The sequence below is a fragment of the Flavobacterium taihuense genome (assembly GCF_019351435.1).
Taxonomy (GTDB): domain Bacteria; phylum Bacteroidota; class Bacteroidia; order Flavobacteriales; family Flavobacteriaceae; genus Flavobacterium; species Flavobacterium taihuense.
Genome location: NZ_JAHWYN010000004.1, coordinates 176505 through 197216 on the forward strand (window position 1 = coordinate 176505; position 20712 = coordinate 197216).

Sequence of the window (20712 nt, forward strand, 5' to 3'; positions counted from 1 at the left end):
AGTTACTACAATTGCTAATCCAGATAAAACAGGTATCAACACTACTGCTACAGTTGCCAAAATGGTAAAAGGAGCAGGAGCACAATGGGCTGGAAGTAAATTAAAAATGGCTTCTCCAGTTGATTTTTCTACTAAAAAAATAATCAAAGTGAAAGTTTGGTCACCAATTGCTGGTAAAAAACTATTATTAAAGTTTGAAGGAGCTGGAGCAGCATTCGAAAAAGAAGTAGCTACTACAGTTGCCAATACTTGGGAAGAATTAACTTTTGATTATACAGGGGTTGCAGGAGTAAACGACTTAAACGATAATATGGTTTTCATATTTGATTTAGGAACTGTAGGAGACGGAAGTGTCAATTCGACTTATTATTTTGACGAAATTACACAACCAGGAACTACGCCACCTGTGGTAACAGGACCAACGCTTCCATTAGATTTTGAATCAGGAACGTTTGCTTTTGTAGATTTTGACGGAGGTGCAGTTACTACAATTGCTAATCCAGATAAAACGGGTATCAATACTACTGCTACAGTTGCCAAAATGGTAAAAGGAACGGGTCAGCCATGGGGAGGAAGTAAACTTACGTTGGCTTCTCCAGTTGATTTTTCGACTAAAAAAATATTCAAAGTAAAAGTTTGGTCACCAGTTGCTGGTAAAAAACTATTATTAAAGTTTGAAAGCCCAGATGGTAATTTTGAAAAAGAGTCAGTTGGAGTATCAGTTGCCAATACTTGGGAAGAACTTACGTTTGATTTTACGAATGTGAGCACAACTAATACGGCTTCTGATATGGTTTTCATCTTTGATTTGGGAACTGTAGGAGATGGAAGCGCCAATTCAACGTATCTTTTTGACGAAATCACACAATCAGCTGGTTCGGGTTCGGTTACGGGGGCAACTCTTCCGTTGGATTTTGAAGCCGCTACTTATACTTTTGTAGATTTTGATGGTGGTGTAAGTGCTAAAATTGCTAATCCACAAATTAATGGTATCAATACGAGTGCCAATGTAGCCCAAATGGTAAAAGGGGCAGGAGCAATGTGGGCTGGCAGCAAAATTAAAATGGCTGCGCCAGTAGATTTTACAACAAACAAATTGTTTAAAGTAAAAGTTTGGTCGCCAGTTGCAGGCAAAAAGCTTCTATTAAAATTTGAAGGTACTGCTGGGAATTTTGAACAAGAATCTACAGGGGTTACTGCTGCAAATACTTGGGAAGAATTGACTTTTGATTTTACAAATGTTGCTACCAATAATGTTGCCGATTTTATGGTTTTTATATTTGATTTTGGAACAGTAGGAGACGGAAGTGCTAATTCTACCTATTTATTTGATGATGTCAAACAAGCGTCAATTCCTGTTGAGCCATCTACAAATTATTTGGTTTCTTTTGAAACAGGTAGTGTGATTGGTGCTTGGAATTCATTTGAAAATCCGGGTCAAACTGGATTTGAATTTGCAAATAATCCTTCAAAAACAGGAATTAATGCTTCAGACAAGGTGGGTAAATTTACGGCAGTGCCAACAGGACAACGTTGGGCTGGATGCGAAACTGCTGGAGGAAGTATAGGGACATGGGAACTAGATGCTACATCTACAACGGTAACCATGATGGTGTACAAGTCAGTTATTAGTCCAGTGGGGATTAAAATGGCAACAAAGTACAATGGTACAACTTTTGAAATCAAAAAGAATAATACGAAAATTAATGAATGGGAGTTAATGACTTTTGATATTTCTCCATTTATTAAAAGTGGTGATGCAACAATGATTAACAAATTTGTTGTTTTTCCAGATTTCAGATCAGATACAGATCCAGTTAGAAGCTCAGATGTAGTTTTGTATTTTGATGATATTAAATTTTCGGCCAAAAAACTATTTGAGCCTGACTATGTTGCTCCTCCAGTAGAAAATCCTACTGTTGCAGCTACAAAACCTCCTGTACGTAATGCTGCAGATGTTAAATCTATTTTTAGTGATGCTTATGCTGTTTACAAAGCAGGAAACTGGTGTCAATGTTGGGGACAATCTACTGTTGTTTCAGATGTTGTTATTGTTGCAGGTGATAATGCAAGATTATTAAAAGACTTTACTTATCAAGGAGTTACACTTCCTGATGGAGAGGTTTTTGATGTATTGGATATGAATAAGGTACATATTGATTTATGGTTTAATGATGCAAAATCAGTTAGTCTTGCTCTTGTACAACAAACCCCTGGCGGAAGTGTAGAGGCAGCACTCAAATTTACTCCTACAACAACAGGATGGAATAGTTTTGATGTTGATTTAAATTCTAGTACTTTACCGGGTGTTGATTTGTCTAAAGTGTTTCAAATGAAATTAACTTCTGAAAAGCAGGGATCAAATGTGTTTCTGGATAATTTTTACTTCTGGAAAGACGCCACTACGGTGTTAGCACAAATGGATTTGCCAGTTACTTTTGATGACGCTACTGTAGATTATTCATTATTAGGATTTGGTGGTGCCGAAGGTTCTACCATTGTAGCAGATCCGACATCGGCAACAAACAAAGTAGCTAAAGTGTTGAAACCTGCTGTATCTGAGACTTGGGCTGGAACAACTATTTCTGCAGCTGCAGGTTTAGGATTTAAAAATAAAATTCCTTTTTCAACAAGTGTGACGAAAATGAGTGTTCGTATTTGGTCTCCAGACGCAGGAACTATAGTTCGATTAAAAGTAGAAGATCATAATGATAAAAATCGTACAATAGAAACAGAAAGTACCGTTACTACTGCAAAAGGATGGGAAACAGTTGAGTTTGATTTTGCAAAACCAGTAACTGGGACAGCAGCTTTGAATTTAGGGTATACTTATGATAAAGCTACTATTTTCTGTGGTTTTGGTACTACAGGTACAGAAAAAATCTATTACTTTGATGATGTTAAAATGGTAGAAGTGGCTTTGGAGCCTGTATTAGGTTATGGTGTTGCTGCGCAGACCTACCCAGTAGGAAAACCAATTTATCCTTTGTCAATCAATAACAGTGGAGGTTTAGTGCCTGCAAATGGATATACAATAAGTCCAGCTTTACCAACAGGATTAAGTTTTGACACTACAACAGCTGTAATTAGTGGTACACCATCGGTATTGACTCTGGCAACAACGTATACCGTAACAGGTACAAATAGTTCAGGAAGCGGAAGTGCTACTATAAGTTTGAATGTTGTTCGTGATTTAAAATCAAATAACTTCACAATTGAAACAACGGGTGAAACATGTTTGGGTGAGAAAAATGGAGAAATAAATATTAAAGCTCTAGAATCTCATACTTATGTAGCAATTATTAATGATAAAAGCTATGAGTTTGCAACAAACAGTTTAAGAGTATTTAATTTAGCTCCAGGAGTTTATGCTATTTCTATTTCTGTTAAAGGAGAATCTTTTGTACAAAGCTTTACTGCTGTAGTGCCAAAAGGATCAACTATAACTGGGAAAATTAATAAATCATCTTTTAATAAACTGGCCGTCGTAATGACTGAAGGAACAGCTCCTTACAAAGTGTATTTAGATGGAGAAGAGCAATTTGAAACTCCTTTCTCTACTTTTATAGTAGATGTTAATAAGGAAAGTTTATTAGAAGTAAAAACGGCTAAACCATGCGAGGGTACTTATTCTAAAAATGTCGAGGGTTTACTAGATGCTTCTGCTGTATTTCCAAATCCAACTTCTGGAAGTTTTGAAATTGCAATTCCAACCAATAGAAAAGAGGTTGTTATAGATTTATACTCGTTGAGTTCTATGTTTATTTCAAGTAAATCTTATCCTTTAGAAAATGGAACTGTAAAATTAAGTCTTGAAGGTCAAACGGGTGGGATTTATATTGCAAAAGTATATTTAGACACTCCGTCCTATTTAAAAATCATAAAAAAATAAAGATGAAAAAGTTTATATATCTATCTATCATTAGTGCATTTCTAATCTCTTGCGGGAATGATGATGCGCCTGAAGAGACCCAAAATGTAGCGCCTACAACGCCAACATTAGTTGCTCCGGTAAACAATAAATTGTGTACCAATAATGCTGTTAGTTTTCAATGGGAAGTATCCGCAGATTCAAATGGTGATCCTATAATCTATCAAATACAAGTTGCGAAAGATAAAGATTTTACGCATATTGTAATGACAGCGGAAAGTTCTGCAACTTATCAAAATTTTACTTTAGAAAAAGCTACAGCATACTATTGGAGAGTAAAATCAACGGATAATGAAAAGCTATCAAGTACCTATTCAACTATTTACAGTTTTTATACATCGGGAGATGGTGTGGTAAATTATTTACCTTTCGCACCGGACCTTGTGTCTCCGGAATTAAATTCTGTTTTGAATGCAACTACTGCAAAACTCGAATGGACTGCAAAGGATGTTGACACAAAGGATGTACTAGTTTATGACGTGTATTTTGGAACAACAAATCCACCAACAGAGAAAATAGGGGTTGATCAAAGCACTTCAACTCTTGATGTCAACATTGTTTCCTCAAAGGAATATTTTTGGAAAGTTGTTGTTAAGGATGATAAAGGAGGAGAAACAATTGGTCAAACTTGGAGGTTTAGAACAAATTAAAGTTTTTTTTAAAAATTAATTCTTGTATTGTAAAAGCGTCTCGAAATTCGAGGCGCTTTTTTATTTTATAGTTGTTATATTAAATTTACCGCATTAAATGCAAAGATTATTATGTATTTCTTGGTTTTTTAGTCTATTTTTGTTTAGTGATTTGTATTTTTAATAATAGTTGAGTTAGTGCCAAATTGTTATTTAAACTTATTAAAATGAAATAATTTTCAATAAGTAGTCTTTAATCTAAATACCACATCTTCTTTGAAAACAAAATATACCCTACTGTTATTTTTTATATTCTCTGTAATTTTTTCGCAAGAGCTACCTCCAATTCTTAAATACGCTCCTAGCTTATATGGAGCGGGAAATCAAAACTGGATGATTTCCCAATCTCAAAATCAATTTATATATGCTGCAAATAATGTTGGATTATTAGAATTTAATGGTTCAAATTGGCAATTGTATCCTTCACCGAACGAAACTATTATTCGATCCGTAAAGGTTATTAATAATCGTATCTATACAGGTTGTTATATGGAGTTTGGTTTTTGGACACGACAAACGAATGGCAGATTACATTATACTTCTCTGAGTAAAGGATTGAAAAAACAAATGCTAAACGATGAGAATTTTTGGAATATTTTAAATTACGATCAATGGGTTATTTTTCAATCTTTGAATCGTATTTATATTTATGATTCTAAGACAGAAGCGTTCAAAATTATTGAAACAAAAAGTTTTATCACCAAATCATACGGTACAGATAATTCAATTTTTTTTCAAACTGTTGGCGAAGGATTGTTTGAATTAGAAAGAGGTAAAGCTCATTTAGTTTCAGATAATCCCATTTTAATAAAAAATAGAATTATAAATGTTTTTGAAATAAATGATGGATTGCTTGTTCAAACCCAATTGAATGGATTTTATAAAGTGGTGGGGAATTCAGTTTCAAAATTCACTACTGAAGCGGATTCTCAAATAGAAACCAGCAGTGTATATAGTAGTTTGATACTATCTGATGGCCGATATGCAATAGGAACTGTTTCTAATGGAGTTTTTATTTTGTCTAAAGAGGGAAAATTGCTATACCATATTTCTCAAAATAAAGGTTTAAGTAATAATACTGCTTTATCCTTATTTGAAGATGTGGATGAAAATCTTTGGGTAGGGCTGGACAATGGAATTAATTGCATTAATTTACATTCACCAATTAAAAGTTTAACGGACGATACAGGAGTATTAGGCACCGTTTATGCTTCAATATTATTTAACGGGAATCTTTATATAGGAACCAATCAAGGATTGTTTTATAAAAAATTCAATAGTAAAGAAGAATTTAAATTCATAAATGGAACCAAAGGTCAGGTTTGGTCTTTGTTTGAATATAAAGGTGCTCTTTTTTGCGGGCATGATTCTGGTACTTTTTTGATTGAAAATGTTACGGCCAAAAGTATTTTTTCTAGTTCCGGTACTTGGAAATTTGAGAAAGTACCTCATCATGATAACTTATTGTTACAAGGAAATTATTATGGGATATCAGTATTAGAAAAAGTTAATAATCAGTGGATTTTTAGAAATAAAATAAAAGGATTTGATTATTCTTCACGATTTTTTGAAATTACCAATACATTAGAAGTATATGTAAGTCATGAAAATCAAGGTATATTTAGATTTCAATTGAATAAAGAATTACAAGAAGCCAGTCCTTTTTTTTCATATAAATCTCCAAAAAAAGGCAAAAATTCAAGTTTGATTCAATTTAACAATGTTATTTATTATGCCTACAAAGAAGGTATTTATAAATTGAATCCCAAAACAAAACAATTCGAAAAGGACAATCTGCTGAGTTCTGTTTTTGAAAAAGATGAATACACGTCAGGCAAATTGATAGTCGATAACTCCAATAAGATTTGGCTTTTCTCTAAAAATTATATTCATTATTTTTCTTTAAGTAAATTAAGTAATCAGTTAAAAAAGAACGTTATACCAATTCCGGCTTCTTTGACTAACTCTATGTTGGGTTTTGAAAACATTTCACAAATTTCTAATTCAGTATATCTGATAGGAACAACAGATGGTTTTTATATGATTGATTTAAACGATTCGAGTTATAAAAGTTATACAGTTTCAATAAATTCTGTTTCAATTAATAAACAAAATGAGAGCCCTATTTATGGAAATTTAATAGACGAAGGGACATTTGAGCACAATTTTAATAATTTTACTTTTAACTATTCTATTCCGGAGTATAATAAGTATATCAATGCAGAATATCAATATTCTTTGGAGGGATTTCAAGAAGACTGGAGTGAGTGGAGTACTAAAACAGTAGTGAATTTTAAAAACTTATCGCCAGGTGATTATACTTTCAAAGTAAGAGCAAAATTTGCCAATTCTATTCTAAAAGAAGTTGGAGTTTATCATTTTACAATATTAAAACCTTGGTATAGTACTAATTTTGCTGTTTTTATTTACTTTATTTTGTTTTTGATTATGGCTCATTTTATAAATAAAGCGTATTTAAATTATTATAGAAAGCAAAGAGAAAAACTAATTGAAGAGAATAATCTATTATTAGAAATTCAAGAACTAGAAAACGAGCAAAAGTTAATGAAATTGAGAAACGAACAGCTTTCTCAAGATGTGGATTTAAAAAATAAAGAATTGGCTGTTTCAACTATGAGTCTGAATAGTAAGAATGAATTGTTGGCTTTCATTAAAGAAGATTTGAAAAAGTCGCCCGAAAATGGAAACATTAATCTAAAATCTGTAATAAGTACTATTAATAAAAATATTAGTGAAGAAGATTCATGGAGTGTCTTCAAAGAAGCTTTCGATAGTGCCGATAAGGACTTTTTGAAAAGAATAAAACTATTGCATCCTTCCTTAACTCCAAATGATTTGCGACTCTGTGCGTACTTGCGATTGAATCTTTCTTCAAAGGAAGTTGCTCCTTTATTTAACATATCCGTTCGTAGTGTAGAGATAAAAAGATATCGTTTGCGTAAAAAGATGGATTTATTACATGATCAAGGTCTCGTTGAGTATATCATGGAAGTATAGGTCGATGTTTCATTTATAAAATCACCTATACATTACCACAACATTAACGTGATAGTTGTGGTTTTTTTATGTACTGTTGTTGAAATAATATTTTTAATCTCTTATTATTTATGGGCTTTTTGTGATATATTGATAATTAAAACTGATTTTTTTTGTATTGTATGTTTTTTGTTGTGGTTGTTTTTAAGGAATCCTTAACGTTTCCTAATAAGTTTGTAACTCACTAACTAAAACATTTGAATTATGAAGTCAAATCATTTATTAATTATCTTTTTGCTTTTTTCAGCTTTTGGTTTTGCTCAAAAGAAGGATATCGCAGGAACAGTAAAAGAGCGAAGTACAGGTCTTCCTTTATATGGAGTAAATATTTCGGAAAAGAATTCTGGAAATACGGTTTCTACCGATTTCGACGGTAAATTTTTACTCAAAGGATTTACTCCTGGATCTACACTAGTTTTTTCTTATGTAGGTTACAAGACGCAAGAATATAAAACAACAGCAGACGTTTCTCGAGTGGATATCTTATTAGATGACGAAGCTAAGGCGTTGAATGAGGTCGTTGTTATTGGTTATGGTAATGTAAAGAAAAAACAAGTAACAGGAGCTGTAAGTGTGGTAAGTAGTAAAACTATAGAAACTCTTAGACCTGTTAAAATCGAACAAGCTCTTCAAGGAACCGTAGCAGGAGTAAATGTAACCACTGTTGGTGGAGCGCCAGGTGCAGACATTAGTGTTCGTATTCGTGGTATTTCTACAAACGGTGAGAACAGACCAATCGCAATCATTGATGGTTATCAAGGGGATATTAGTACTTTGAATCCTGGTGATATAGAATCATTGACGGTTTTGAAAGATGCTCAAGCCGCCATTTATGGAACTATTGGAGCAAATGGAATCATTCTGGTTACTACAAAAAGCGGTAAAAGAAATTCTAAAGCCAAAATTTCTTTTAATTCTTCAACTGGTATTCAAGAATCTAGTAGAATCCTGCCTACTTTAAGCGCTACTGAATATGCGTTACTATTAAACGAAAGCTATGCCAATGGCGGTAGATCATTGCCTTATCCTAATGTTTCAGGATTAGGAGAAGGAACCAACTGGCAAAAAGAAATTTTCAATCCTGCTCCAATCATCAATTATGATATGTCTATTTCAGGAGGTTCTGATAAAATTTCCTATGCTGTAAGTGCTTCTCACTTAAGTCAAGAAGGAATTATTGGTAGAGACAAATCTGGATTTGAAAGAAACACTGCCAGAATTTCATTGGGTGCAGATGTTACAGATAAATTGAAATTGAAAACCAATGCGATTTATACGATTCAATCTAGGAAAACAATAAATGATAATGGTTTGGGGTCTGTTTTATTCAATGCTCTGAATGTGCCTTCTACTCAAAGTCCTTATGATAATAATGGTGACTTTACTTTGGTACCAAGTACTGCAGGACTAGGAATCGAAATCATCAACCCATTAGCTCAAATTGAAAACACGTATAATGAATATGAACTAAAAAAACTGAACGGTAATATTGGTTTGGATTATAAGTTCTCAAACGCTTTTGTTTTGTCTGGTGCTTTGGGGTTTAATACTCAAAATGGACAAGGAAAGACTTTTGCAAAACAAATTTCTTACGGAGGAAAAGTTTTTGATGTAAACAGAAGTTCTGTTACTCAAAGTTCTCAATTCGATAATAATTATTCATTAGATATCTATGGTACATACTCAAAGAAATTTGGGGAACATAATGTAGTTGGTACTTTAGGGACAACAGTTTTTAAAGAATTTGGAAATGGTCTATATGCCACAGGATTTGATGTTCCTTACAACTCTTGGGATTTTGCAGATATTAGTTTGGCAAATGGTTTGCCTACAACTGCTCCAAATGCGTCTTATGTTTATGACGAAAGAAGATTATCGTATTTTGCAAGAGTACAATATGATTTCAAAGGAAAATACCTATTGTCTGCTATGTTAAGACGTGATTCTTCTACCAAATTTGGTCCGAATAATAGAGTTGGTTTCTTTCCATCAATGACTGCAGGTTGGATTGTTTCCGATGAGGCTTTCTTTGGGGGTAATGAAGGTATTGTTAACTTCTTAAAATTAAGAGGAAGTTATGGAGTACTTGGTAACGATCAAATTCCAAACAATGGATACGTTTCTCAATTAAATGGGGAAGCAACTTATGTTTTTAATAATACTATAACACCTGGTTTGGCCGCAGGTCAAATTCCAAATCCAAACTTAAAATGGGAAGAGGCTCAAAAATTTGATGTTGGTCTTGATTTAAAAATGTTTAATAACAAAATAAATATCGTAGCCGATTATTTTATAGATACTCGTGCGGATTTATTGATTCCAAATATACCAGTATCTGGAATTTTGGGTACCGCAGCTCCTGGCGCAAGTGCTCCTACGATAAATGCAGGAACTGTGAAAAATTCAGGTGTTGAATTTGCTATAGATTACAAAAACACTTTTTCTAATAAACTTACTTTGAGTTTAGGATACAATGTAACTTTCATTCAAAATGAAGTAACAGAAGTTAATAATGGAACTGGTTTTATTGAAGGGGGTTCATTTGGTGTAGGACAACCTGCTCCTTCACGAATGCAAGTTGGAAAACCAATAGGGTATTTCTTTGGATACAAAACCAATGGTATTTTTCAAAATCAAGCCGAAGTGGATGCTGCGCCTTCTCAAGTTGCATTGGGTGCCGAAGCACAAGCGGGAGATATTCGTTATGTAGATATTAACGGAGATGGAGTAATTAATACTTCGGATAGAACGGATATAGGTAGCCCAATAGCTGCTGCAACTATGGGTTTCAACCTACAATTGGATTATCATAATTTCGATTTTGTAGCGTACACATTTGCCTCTGTAGGAAATGATATGGTTCGTAATTATGAAAGAACCCTTACTGATGTAAATCGCTTAGATTATGTTTTAGATCGTTGGACTGGTGAAGGAACAAGTAATTCAGTACCACGAGTGACTACTAGTGCTACTTCTAATAATGTATTTTCTGACTATTTTGTAGAAGATGCTTCTTTTGTTCGTATTCAAAATATACAATTAGGTTATAGTATAGATCCAACTTATTTTTCCAAAGAGGGGATAAGTAAATTTAGAGTTTATATGGGAGTAAATAACCTATACACTTTTACAAAATACAAAGGATATGACCCAGGTGCATCAAATGGCGCTCCTATTGGTGGTGGAATCGATTACGGATTCTATCCAATTCCAAGAACGTATTTGTTAGGTTTAAACGTTAATTTTTAATTAGTAAAAAATGAAAAAGTATATATTTATTACAGTTACAAGTATAGCGCTTTTCTCTGCAATTTTCGTTTCATGTAGCGATAATTTCATAGAGCGTGATATTGAATATTCTATAGATTCTGAGAATTTCTTTAATTCTAAAAGCGATTATGATAAAGCATTAATTGCTGCTTATGACATGCTTCAATCCAGTTATATCAATGTTTTGATGGGGGAAATAGCTTCTGATAATACTTTAGCAGGTGGAGAAAGTCCAACAGATGTTATTGGTTTTCAACAAATTGATGACATGACGCATACTCCAGTAAATGACAATCTTAAAAATCTTTGGGATTGGATGTTTGCAGGAGTACAAAGAGCAAACTACATTTTGGAGTTTAAAGACAAAATTGATTTTGAAGGAAAAAATCAAATCATTGCCGAAACACGTTTTCTAAGAGCGTACTATCACTTTGAATTGATAAAATGGTTTGGTGGAATTCCAATGAATGGCGACAAAAGGTTCACTACTGGAGATGAAACTAAAGTGAAACGTTCTTCTGTTCAAGAAGTATATGCTTCAATCGAAGCCGATTTGATTTATGCTTCACAGAATTTATCACCTACGGCTTCCCAAACAGGGAGAGCTACCAAAGGAGCGGCACTAGCTTTACTTGGAAAAGCTTATTTGTACCAAAATAAATTTCCGGCAGCCGCTGCAGCTTTAGAACAAGTAATTGCTTCTTCAAAATATTCTTTGGTTTCAGACTATGCATCTATTTTTGAAATGGCTGGAGAAAATGGACCTGAATCTATTTTTGAAGTACAATATACCGATGTTGAAGGAGCCGGTTTTGGATGTTTGCAATGTAGCGAAGGAAATGTAGCCGTTGGATTTAGTGGAGTACGAAATTATACTGGTCCAAAATATACCTCTGGTTTTAGTTTTAATGTGCCAACCAAAGAGACTTACAATTCATTTGAAGTTGGTGATTCAAGATTGGATGCCTCTTTGTTAGATATTGCTACTTGGGCTGCCGATAATAATGCTACTTATGGAAAAGGAAATGAGGATACAGGTTATTTTAATCAAAAATACTTGCCAAGAGTAAGAAATGGTAATGCCGCTGGGGATTTGAATTTGACAAACCCTAATAACTACAGAGCGATTCGTTATGCTGATGTATTGTTAATGGCTGCTGAGGCTTTGAATAGAGGTGCTAAAGATGATACTAAAGCGCAAGGGTATTTGAACCAAGTGAGAGATCGTGCTTTTGGAGATACTAATCATAGAATATCTTCGGTTGGTGCTGCATTAACAGATGCAATTTGGAAAGAAAGAAGATCTGAATTTGTTGGAGAAGGGTTTCGTTTCTTCGATTTAGTTCGTACTGGTAAAGCGGCTGGGACAATCCCTGGATTTGTAGCTGGTAAACATGAATTATTCCCTATTCCTTTGCAGGAAATACAATTTTCTAACGGAAATTGGAGTCAAAACCCTGGATATTAAAAAACTATTATTATGAAAAAAATACATTTTATTATAAGTCTTTTTGTTCTGGCAATCGCAATGGGTTGTTCAGAAGATACAAGTACAGTTGATTTAGATGCTGTTAAAGCACCAACCAATATCTCTGCTTTGACAACTGTAACGCAGGATAATACAGGAAAAGTTACTTTCTTGCCAAAAGGCGAAGGAGTTTCTCAATATGAAATTTTCTTTGGAGATGGCACTACCGCAGCTGCTTATGTAAGCCCGGGAGAAACAGTTTCTCATGTTTACAAAGAAGGAGTGTACCAATCCAAAATTGTAGGGACTACATTAAACGGAAAACGTACAGAAGTGATCCAAGAAGTAGTAGTATCGTTCAAAGCCCCAGAAAATTTAGTGGTGGTTATTACAAACGACTTGTCCGTTTCTAAAAAAGTAACAGTTACTGCAAAAGCTGATTTTGCATTATTTTATGATGTTTATTTTGGAGAAGCTGGAAAACCAGATCCTATTTCTGCAAACAATGGTGCTTCTGTTTCTTATACGTATCAAGTTGCAGGTGTATATAAAATTCGTGTGGTTTCCAAAAGTGCGGCTATTAAAACAACCGAATATACAGAGGATTTTACAGTAACACTTGTAAATAAACCTTCTACTTCGGCTGCAACGCCACCAAACAGACAAGCTACAGACGTGATTTCTATTTATAGTTCAAAATATACAGATGTTGCTGGAACTAATTATTTCCCAGATTGGGGACAAGGTGGTCAAGGCAGTAGTTGGGCTGAATTTGAATTGAATGGGGATAAAATGCTTAATTATATCAAACTAAGTTACCAAGGAATTGCATTAGCTGATAATACCAGTATAGATGTTTCTGGAATGGAATTTCTTCACATGGATGTTTGGACTGCCGATTTGCAAAAAATTGAAACTTCTTTAATTAGCAAAACAAATGGGGAGAAACCAGTTGTAAAAGATTTGGTGGCTGGTCAATGGAATAGCATTGATATTCCAGTTTCAGCATTTACGAGTCAAGGATTAACAGTTGCAGATATCTTTCAATTAAAATTAGTTGGAACTCCTTGGGCTACAGGTTCTGTTTTTATTGACAATATTTATTTTTATAAAGCACCTTCTGCTGCTCAAACTATTCAATTACCTCTTGATTTTGAATCCAGTACATTGACATATGCTTGGATCGGTTTTGGAGCTGCTGATTTTGGTCCAATTCCAGTTTCGATGATCACAAATCCTGACAAATCAGGTGTTAATGTTTCGAATAAAGTAGTCAAAATCGATAAACCTTCAGGTGCGCAAGTATGGGCTGGTGCAAGTTTGAGTTTGGATTCTAAAGTAGATTTTGCAAAAGGAACGAAAATTAAAGTAACCGTTTGGTCTCCAAAAGTAGGTGCTAAGATTTTGTACAAAATGGAAGATTCAACTTCTCCAAAAGATGGAAATGGAAATCCAACCATTAATGTCGAAGTAGAGGCTACTACAACTGTTGCCAATGCTTGGGAAGTATTAACCTTCGATCTTACTAGTGCAGCATCTTTCAATTCTGCAAATTCGTATGACAAAGTGATTTTATTTCCAGATTTTGGAGTAGCTGGTGCTGGTTCTACTTATTATTTTGATGATATTAAACAATTCTAAAATTAAAGGAAAATGAAAAAAATAGTTTTAAATATAATAACCATTTTTAGTTTGCTACTAATGGTGAATTGTCAGGAAGATAATTATTCTTTCGGGGCATTAGATGCACCTTCTAATCTTAAGATAACTGCAGAAATAGTAGGTGTAACCGATCAAACTCCATTTGGAGACGGTTCAGGTAAGGTGAAGTTTACTACAACTGCAGATAATGCAGTTTCTTTCAAATATAGTTATGGAGATGGTGTTGTTGAGACTTCTCCAGGTGGAGTGGCAGAGCATGCTTTTACTTCAGTTGGGATAAATACCTATACAGTTACTATTATTGCTTCTGGAAAAGGTGGTGTTACTAGTAATACAACAGTTGATGTAAAAGTGATTAGTAATTTTAGTGACGAAAAATCAACTCAATTGCTTACAGGAGGAACTGCAACTGGAAAAAAATGGTTTTTGGCTGCAAATGAAGCTGGACATCTGGGTGTTGGGCAGAACGATGGTGATGCTACCAAAAATTATTATCCTAATTATTATCAAGCAGGTCCTTTTGAAAAATCAGCTACTTGTTTCTATGATGGCGATTATACTTTTGCTTTGGTAGGAGGTAAAATAGAGTATACACAGGATAACAAAGGAAATACCTTTTTTCACAATTCTTATAAAAGTGTTGCTGGCGGAACAAATGGTGGTGATGATGCCTGTTTACCTTATAGCACAGCGGGTAAAAAAACTGTGGCGTTAAGTCCTTCAACTTCTTTTGTTTCCAAAAACCCAGAAGCGGCTAAACAATCTGTTGGAACAGTAATGAATTTTTCTGATGGCGGTTTCATGGGCTATTATGCCGGCGCAACACAATATGAGATTATGTCGCTGACAGAGAACAGAATGGTAGTGCGTTTTGTACAAGCCAATAATGTTGGTTTGGCTTGGTACCAAACATTTACGACTACTCGTCCTGTGAATGTACCAACCGATACTACTGAATATACTACTTTGGATTGGGCAGATGAATTTAAAGTAAATGGTGCTCCAGATCCTACAAAATGGACTTATGATTTAGGGAATGGTAGTAATACACCAGCTGGTGCTGGATGGGGGAATGGTGAGAAACAAGACTATACTAATCTAGCCAAAAATGTATCTGTAGTGGATGGTGATTTCCTTAAAATAACAGCTATAAAAGAAGGTTCTGGTTATACTTCTGCTAGAATTAAAACTCAGGGACTTAAAGAGTTTACTTATGGAACTATCGAAATGAGAGTAAAAATGCCTGTTGGTTCCGGAACTTGGGCTGCTTTCTGGTCATTAGGAACTGCGCCTGTAACTTGGCCTGGAAATGGTGAAATTGATTTTATGGAATGGACCGGTAATCGTCCTTTTCAAACTCAAGGAGCTTTGCATTTTCCAGGAAATTCAGGAGGTAATGCAAAAGTAGGTGTTACTTCTCTTCAAGATCCTGCGGGTTTCCATACCTATAAAACGATTTGGTCTCCTAAGACAATTCGTTTCTTTATTGACGGAACGTTGTTCTATACGTTTAGTAATTCAGATACTTCATTGCCGTTTCATAAAGATTTCTATATGATCCTTAATCTGGCAATGGGTGGATCTCTAGGAGGTGAAATTGATCCTGCATTTACAAGCTCATCTATGCTTGTAGATTATATAAAAGTTTATAAATAACAAAATGGTTTAATACATCAATTACAAGTAGGTTGGCTTAGGCTAACTTACTTGTACATTGAATGTATAAAGTTAATCTCAATTTATAATCTAAAACAAGAAATTACCGTGCCTCAGTTCTGATTTTCAAGAAAGAATTAGGAGTGTATAAAACCATAAATTTCTAAACTAGTATTTTTTTCTAACAATCAATTAAACCAATTTTAATGTTTTTTAGATTCTGATTTTCATTTTTAAAAAACGTTCAAATTAATCTATAATTATGCGAAAAATTATTTTTTTACTTCTCTTTTGGAATTGTACATCCACTATTTATTCTCAAGCAGATAAGGTTACAATAGATCAAAGTAAATCTGGATTTAAACTCAAGATGAACGGACAAGATTTTATTGTCAATGGCATGAATTGGGATTATTTCCCCATTGGTAAAAATTACACTTATATCCTTTGGGAACAGCCAGAGGAAATGATCAAAAAAGCATTGGATAATGAAATGCCATTATTAAAAAATATGGGGGTAAATACCATTCGGGTTTATTCCGGTATTCCCAAAAAATGGATTGAATTTATTTATAATAAGTACGGAATTCACACCATGCTCAATCATCCATTTGGCCGATATGGTTTGTCAATAAATGGAGCTTGGGTTGCCAATACTGAATATTCAAACCCGAGTACTCACGAAGTACTTTTGAAAGAGGTTAAACAATTAGCCTCAGATTATAAAGATACCAAAGGCTTACTATTGTTCTTATTGGGTAATGAAAACAATTACGGTTTGTTTTGGGAAGGTGCCGAAACTGAGAATATTCCGGTGCAAGACCGAAAATCTACAGCTCGCGCTCAAGCGTTGTACCAATTGTTTAATGAAGCTGCCGTTGTTATGAAAACTATTGATAATTCGCATCCAATTGCAATTTGTAATGGTGATCTTCTTTTTCTGGATTTAATAGCAAAAGAATGTCCAGATGTAGATGTTTTTGGAATCAATGTGTATCGCGGAATTTCTTTTGGTGATGTATTTGAAAGGGTGAAAAAAGAATATGCAAAACCTATTTTGTTTACTGAATTTGGTTCGGATGCTTTTAATACTATAACCAATAAGGAGGATCAAAATGCACAAGCAACTATTCTAAAAGGGAACTGGCTAGAAATTTATGAAAATGCTGCGGGTATTGGGAAAACCGGAAATTGTATTGGTGGTTTTACCTTTCAATTTAGCGATGGTTGGTGGAAAAGCGGACAAACAATAAATCTTGACATCCATGATCCTAGTGCTTCATGGGGCAATGGAGGATACGTTTTTGATTTTGAAAAAGGTAAAAATAATATGAATGAAGAGTGGTTTGGGATTTGTGCCAAAGGACCAATAAGCCAAAATGGAGTGTATCAGTTGCAACCAAGAGTGGCTTATTATATGTTGAAAAAAGTGCATCAGCTTAATCCGTATACCAACAATAATTCATTAAAGAAGCTTCAAAATAGTTTTAAGAAAATTAAAATAATTGAAACTTCAAAAAAGGCAGAATAAAGTAATTATAAAACACGAAATAAAAATATATAAAAGCATAAAAACATGAAGATAGTCGAATTAGAAGGAGAGAAATATTATAAAATCGAAAACCACGATACAATAAGACCTTTTTTTATGAGCATCGTGAGTGATTCCAATCATTGGTTGTTTATTTCAAGTAATGGTGGACTTACAGCAGGTAGAAAAAACGCTGAATTTGCTCTTTTTCCCTATTATACAGATGATAAAATAACCGAATTTGCAGATATTACAGGAAGTAAAACTATTTTTCAGGTTCTTACCGAAGGTAAAGTTTGGATATGGGAACCCTTTACAGAACGCTTTAATGAAAACTACAATCTTACCAGAAATTTATACAAAAACTTCTATGGTAACAAAGTCATTTTCGAAGAGATTCATAACGATTTGCAACTGACTTTCAGATACCAATGGAATTCCAGTAACCTTTTTGGATTTGTTAAAAAATCGGAGATTATAAACAACTCTTCTATTGATTATACTATTCGAGTATTAGACGGTATTCAAAATATACTACCACATGGAGTTGGCAGCGATTTACAAAATAGTACCAGTAATCTAGTTGATGCCTATAAAAGAAGCGAATTGAATGCCGAAAGTGGTTTAGGGATTTTTGCTCTGAGCGCCATAATCGTTGATAGAGCAGAACCAAGTGAAGCACTAAAGGCTAATATTGTTTGGTCATTGGGAATGAATAATCCAACTCATTTATTGTCTTCAAAACAACTTCCTGCTTTTAGAAAATTGCAAAAAATCACAGGTGAAACGGATATAAAAGGGGAAAAAGGTGCTTATTTTATTTCAAATGAATTGCATTTGCCCCGAAACAGCTCTAAAGATTGGAAAATTATTGCCAATGTAAATCAAAACCAATCTCAAGTGATTCAGCTATGTGAGTCAATTCTACACGATAAAACACTGGAAAAACAACTTATTGATGATGTTGAATTAGGCAAACAAAACTTAATTGCATTGAATGCGGGGGCAGATGGTTTGCAATTTACGGCTGATAAATTAATCGATACGCGCCATTTTGCCAATACGCTTTTCAATATAATGCGTGGAGGTATTTTTGACGAAAATTATCAAATTGGTAAAAAAGATTTTACACAATATTTCGCCAAAGCAAATAGTGAAGTATTTGAAAAAAATCAAGCATTTTTCGGAAATTTAAAAGAGGAGTTCTCTTATATCGAGTTGCTTCAATTAATCCAAAAGGAAGCGGATAATGATTTAGTAAGATTGTGTACCGAATATTTACCTTTAAAGTTTAGCCGCAGACACGGAGATCCAAGCCGTCCTTGGAACAAATTTTCAATCAATACCCGTAGTGAAATTGACGATTCAAAAATTTTGGATTACGAAGGAAACTGGAGAGATATTTTTCAAAATTGGGAAGCCCTAGCCTATGCTTATCCCAATTTTATTGAAGGTATGATTTCTAAATTCTTGAATGCTTCAACATTTGATGGCTATAACCCATACCGAGTAACAAAAGGAGGTTTTGATTGGGAAGCAATAGAACATGATAATCCATGGTCGTATATTGGCTATTGGGGGGATCATCAAATTGTTTACTTATTGAAGTTTTTAGAATTTATAGAAAAGTACTATCCTGGGAAACTAAATTCTTATTTTGATAAAGATTGTTTTGTATATGCTGCTGTTCCTTACAGCATAAAAGCGTATCAAGATATCTCGAAAAACCCAAAAGATACCATAGAATACAATTATGCTTGGGAGAAGAAAATAAATGAACGGAGAGCAAAAATTGGTGCGGATGGTGCATTAATCGTTAATGCTAACAATGAAATTTATCATGTAAATTTTATCGAAAAAATTTTGGCAACTGTTTTGGCCAAAATGTCAAACTTTATTCCAGAAGGTGGAATTTGGATGAACACCCAAAGACCAGAATGGAATGATGCAAATAATGCTTTGGTAGGTAATGGAGTGTCTATGGTTACACTTTATTATTTGCGCAGGTTTTTAAAAACTTTTCAAAATATATTAGGAACTTCCGAGCTGCAAAATATTCAATTTTCTACTGAAATGGTTGTTTTTTACCACAGTATTAGAGAATGTTTGTTTGGCTATGAAAGCGTTCTTTTGGGGAAAATAAATGATCAGAAACGTAAAAACATACTCGATAAATTAGGTGAAGCTGCTTCAGAATACAGATTGAATATATATAAAAATGGATTTTCTGGTCAAAAAAGAAGTTTATCCATCGATGATTTAAAGCAATTTGCAAAAGTAAGTTTAGCGTACATAGATCATTCAATACAAGCCAATCAAAGACCAGATAGATTGTATCACGCTTATAATTTAATGTCTGTTGACAATGATGGAGTGGTTGTTTCAAATTTGAGTGAAATGCTTGAAGGTCAAGTAGCCGTTTTGAGTTCAGGATATTTGGATGCAAAAGCCTCATTAGAAATAATAGATGCGTTAAGAAATAGTGCTTTATATCGTCCAGATCAAAACAGCTATATCTTGTATCCAAACAAAGAGTTACCAAAATTCTTAGAAAAAAATAACATCCCTAAAGCAAGTGTTGAAAAATCAACTTTATTGACAAAATTAATTGCGACTTCTAATAATGCAATTATCGATAGAGATGTAAAAGGAGATTATCATTTTAATGGAAACTTCCATAACGCAAATGACTTAAAAGCGGCTTTGATTCAACTTGAAAATGAAGAAGAATATCAAGTTTTGGCCAAAAATGAAGCGAATGAAATTCTTCAAATTTTTGAAGATGTTTTCAATCACAAGGCTTTTACGGGTAGGTCTGGGACTTTCTTTGGTTACGAGGGTTTAGGTTCTATTTACTGGCACATGGTTTCTAAACTGCATTTGGCTGTACAAGAAGTTATAGAAAAAGCGCATGCTGATCAAGCTGATGATACTATAATTCAAGCATTGTCTAAACATTACACTGCAATTGGCGACGGTATTGGTGTACATAAATCTCCAGAAGTATATGGTGCTTTCCCAACGGATCCCTACTCACACACTCCTTCACATAGAGGCGCGCAACAACCCGGAATGACGGGACAAGTTAAAGAAGATGTTCTCACTCGAAAAGGCGAGTTGGGTGTTAAAATAAAAGGAGGTCAACTTTCATTTGAACCTACTTTACTCAATGAAAATCAATTTTTGCAACAAGAGGAAAGCGTGAGTTTTGTTGATTTTGGTAACAAACCTTTTTCAATAAATTTAGATAAAGGAAGTCTAGCATTTACGGTTTGTCAGGTGCCAATTGTTTATAAAAAAGGAAATACGAATCAAGTTGAAGTGAAATACAAAGATGGTAAAACCGAAACGGCTTCCACTTTGACTTTGAATCATGAAAACAGTCAAAAAATATTCAACCGCACAGGCGAAATCACTCAAGTAACAGTTTCTATTAATTGCTAGTAAG

9 protein-coding genes are annotated in these 20712 nt (G+C 34.0%); all 9 read left to right on the forward strand.

The window, feature by feature from the left end; genetic code table 11:
• On the forward strand, window positions 1–3892 hold a 3892-nt coding region (locus KZH69_RS06105), incomplete at its 5' end, for a putative Ig domain-containing protein (protein ID WP_219316561.1).
• Between the two features lie 2 nt (window positions 3893–3894).
• Complete coding sequence (locus KZH69_RS06110; RefSeq protein ID WP_219316562.1) at window positions 3895–4581, forward strand: glycoside hydrolase family 78 protein; 687 nt, start codon at window positions 3895–3897, stop codon at window positions 4579–4581.
• Between the two features lie 255 nt (window positions 4582–4836).
• Window positions 4837–7638 carry a triple tyrosine motif-containing protein gene (locus KZH69_RS06115; protein ID WP_255557653.1) on the forward strand — a complete coding sequence of 934 codons (2802 nt, stop codon included), beginning with the start codon at window positions 4837–4839 and terminating at the stop codon, window positions 7636–7638.
• A gap of 243 nt (window positions 7639–7881) precedes the next feature.
• Entirely contained in the window at window positions 7882–10926 is a 3045-nt protein-coding gene (locus tag KZH69_RS06120) for a SusC/RagA family TonB-linked outer membrane protein (RefSeq protein ID WP_219316563.1), read from the forward strand.
• A gap of 10 nt (window positions 10927–10936) precedes the next feature.
• Window positions 10937–12415 (forward strand): RagB/SusD family nutrient uptake outer membrane protein, encoded by a 1479-nt coding sequence (locus KZH69_RS06125; RefSeq protein WP_219316564.1) that lies wholly within the window; start codon window positions 10937–10939, stop codon window positions 12413–12415.
• 12 nt (window positions 12416–12427) lie between these two features.
• Complete coding sequence (locus KZH69_RS06130; protein WP_219316565.1) at window positions 12428–14056, forward strand: hypothetical protein; 1629 nt, start codon at window positions 12428–12430, stop codon at window positions 14054–14056.
• Between the two features lie 12 nt (window positions 14057–14068).
• Window positions 14069–15733 carry a family 16 glycosylhydrolase gene (locus KZH69_RS06135; protein WP_219316566.1) on the forward strand — a complete coding sequence of 555 codons (1665 nt, stop codon included), beginning with the start codon at window positions 14069–14071 and terminating at the stop codon, window positions 15731–15733.
• A 262-nt stretch (window positions 15734–15995) separates the two neighbouring features.
• The gene (locus KZH69_RS06140; protein ID WP_219316567.1) at window positions 15996–17264 is read left to right on the forward strand and encodes a glycoside hydrolase family 2 TIM barrel-domain containing protein; all 1269 of its coding nucleotides are present in this window, start codon (window positions 15996–15998) and stop codon (window positions 17262–17264) included.
• Between the two features lie 45 nt (window positions 17265–17309).
• Entirely contained in the window at window positions 17310–20708 is a 3399-nt protein-coding gene (locus tag KZH69_RS06145; RefSeq protein WP_219316568.1) for a 1,3-beta-D-glucan phosphorylase, GH149 family, read from the forward strand.
• The last annotated feature ends 4 nt before the right edge of the window (window positions 20709–20712 follow it).

Bases quoted from the DNA above. Each gene is read 5' to 3' on its own strand.
- KZH69_RS06110 (WP_219316562.1), top strand. From the start codon at position 3,895: ATGAAAAAGTTTATATATCTATCTATCATTAGTGCATTTCTAATCTCT.
- KZH69_RS06120 (WP_219316563.1), top strand. From the start codon at position 7,882: ATGAAGTCAAATCATTTATTAATTATCTTTTTGCTTTTTTCAGCTTTT.
- KZH69_RS06125 (WP_219316564.1), top strand. From the start codon at position 10,937: ATGAAAAAGTATATATTTATTACAGTTACAAGTATAGCGCTTTTCTCT.
- KZH69_RS06130 (WP_219316565.1), top strand. From the start codon at position 12,428: ATGAAAAAAATACATTTTATTATAAGTCTTTTTGTTCTGGCAATCGCA.
- KZH69_RS06135 (WP_219316566.1), top strand. From the start codon at position 14,069: ATGAAAAAAATAGTTTTAAATATAATAACCATTTTTAGTTTGCTACTA.
- KZH69_RS06140 (WP_219316567.1), top strand. From the start codon at position 15,996: ATGCGAAAAATTATTTTTTTACTTCTCTTTTGGAATTGTACATCCACT.
- KZH69_RS06145 (WP_219316568.1), top strand. From the start codon at position 17,310: ATGAAGATAGTCGAATTAGAAGGAGAGAAATATTATAAAATCGAAAAC.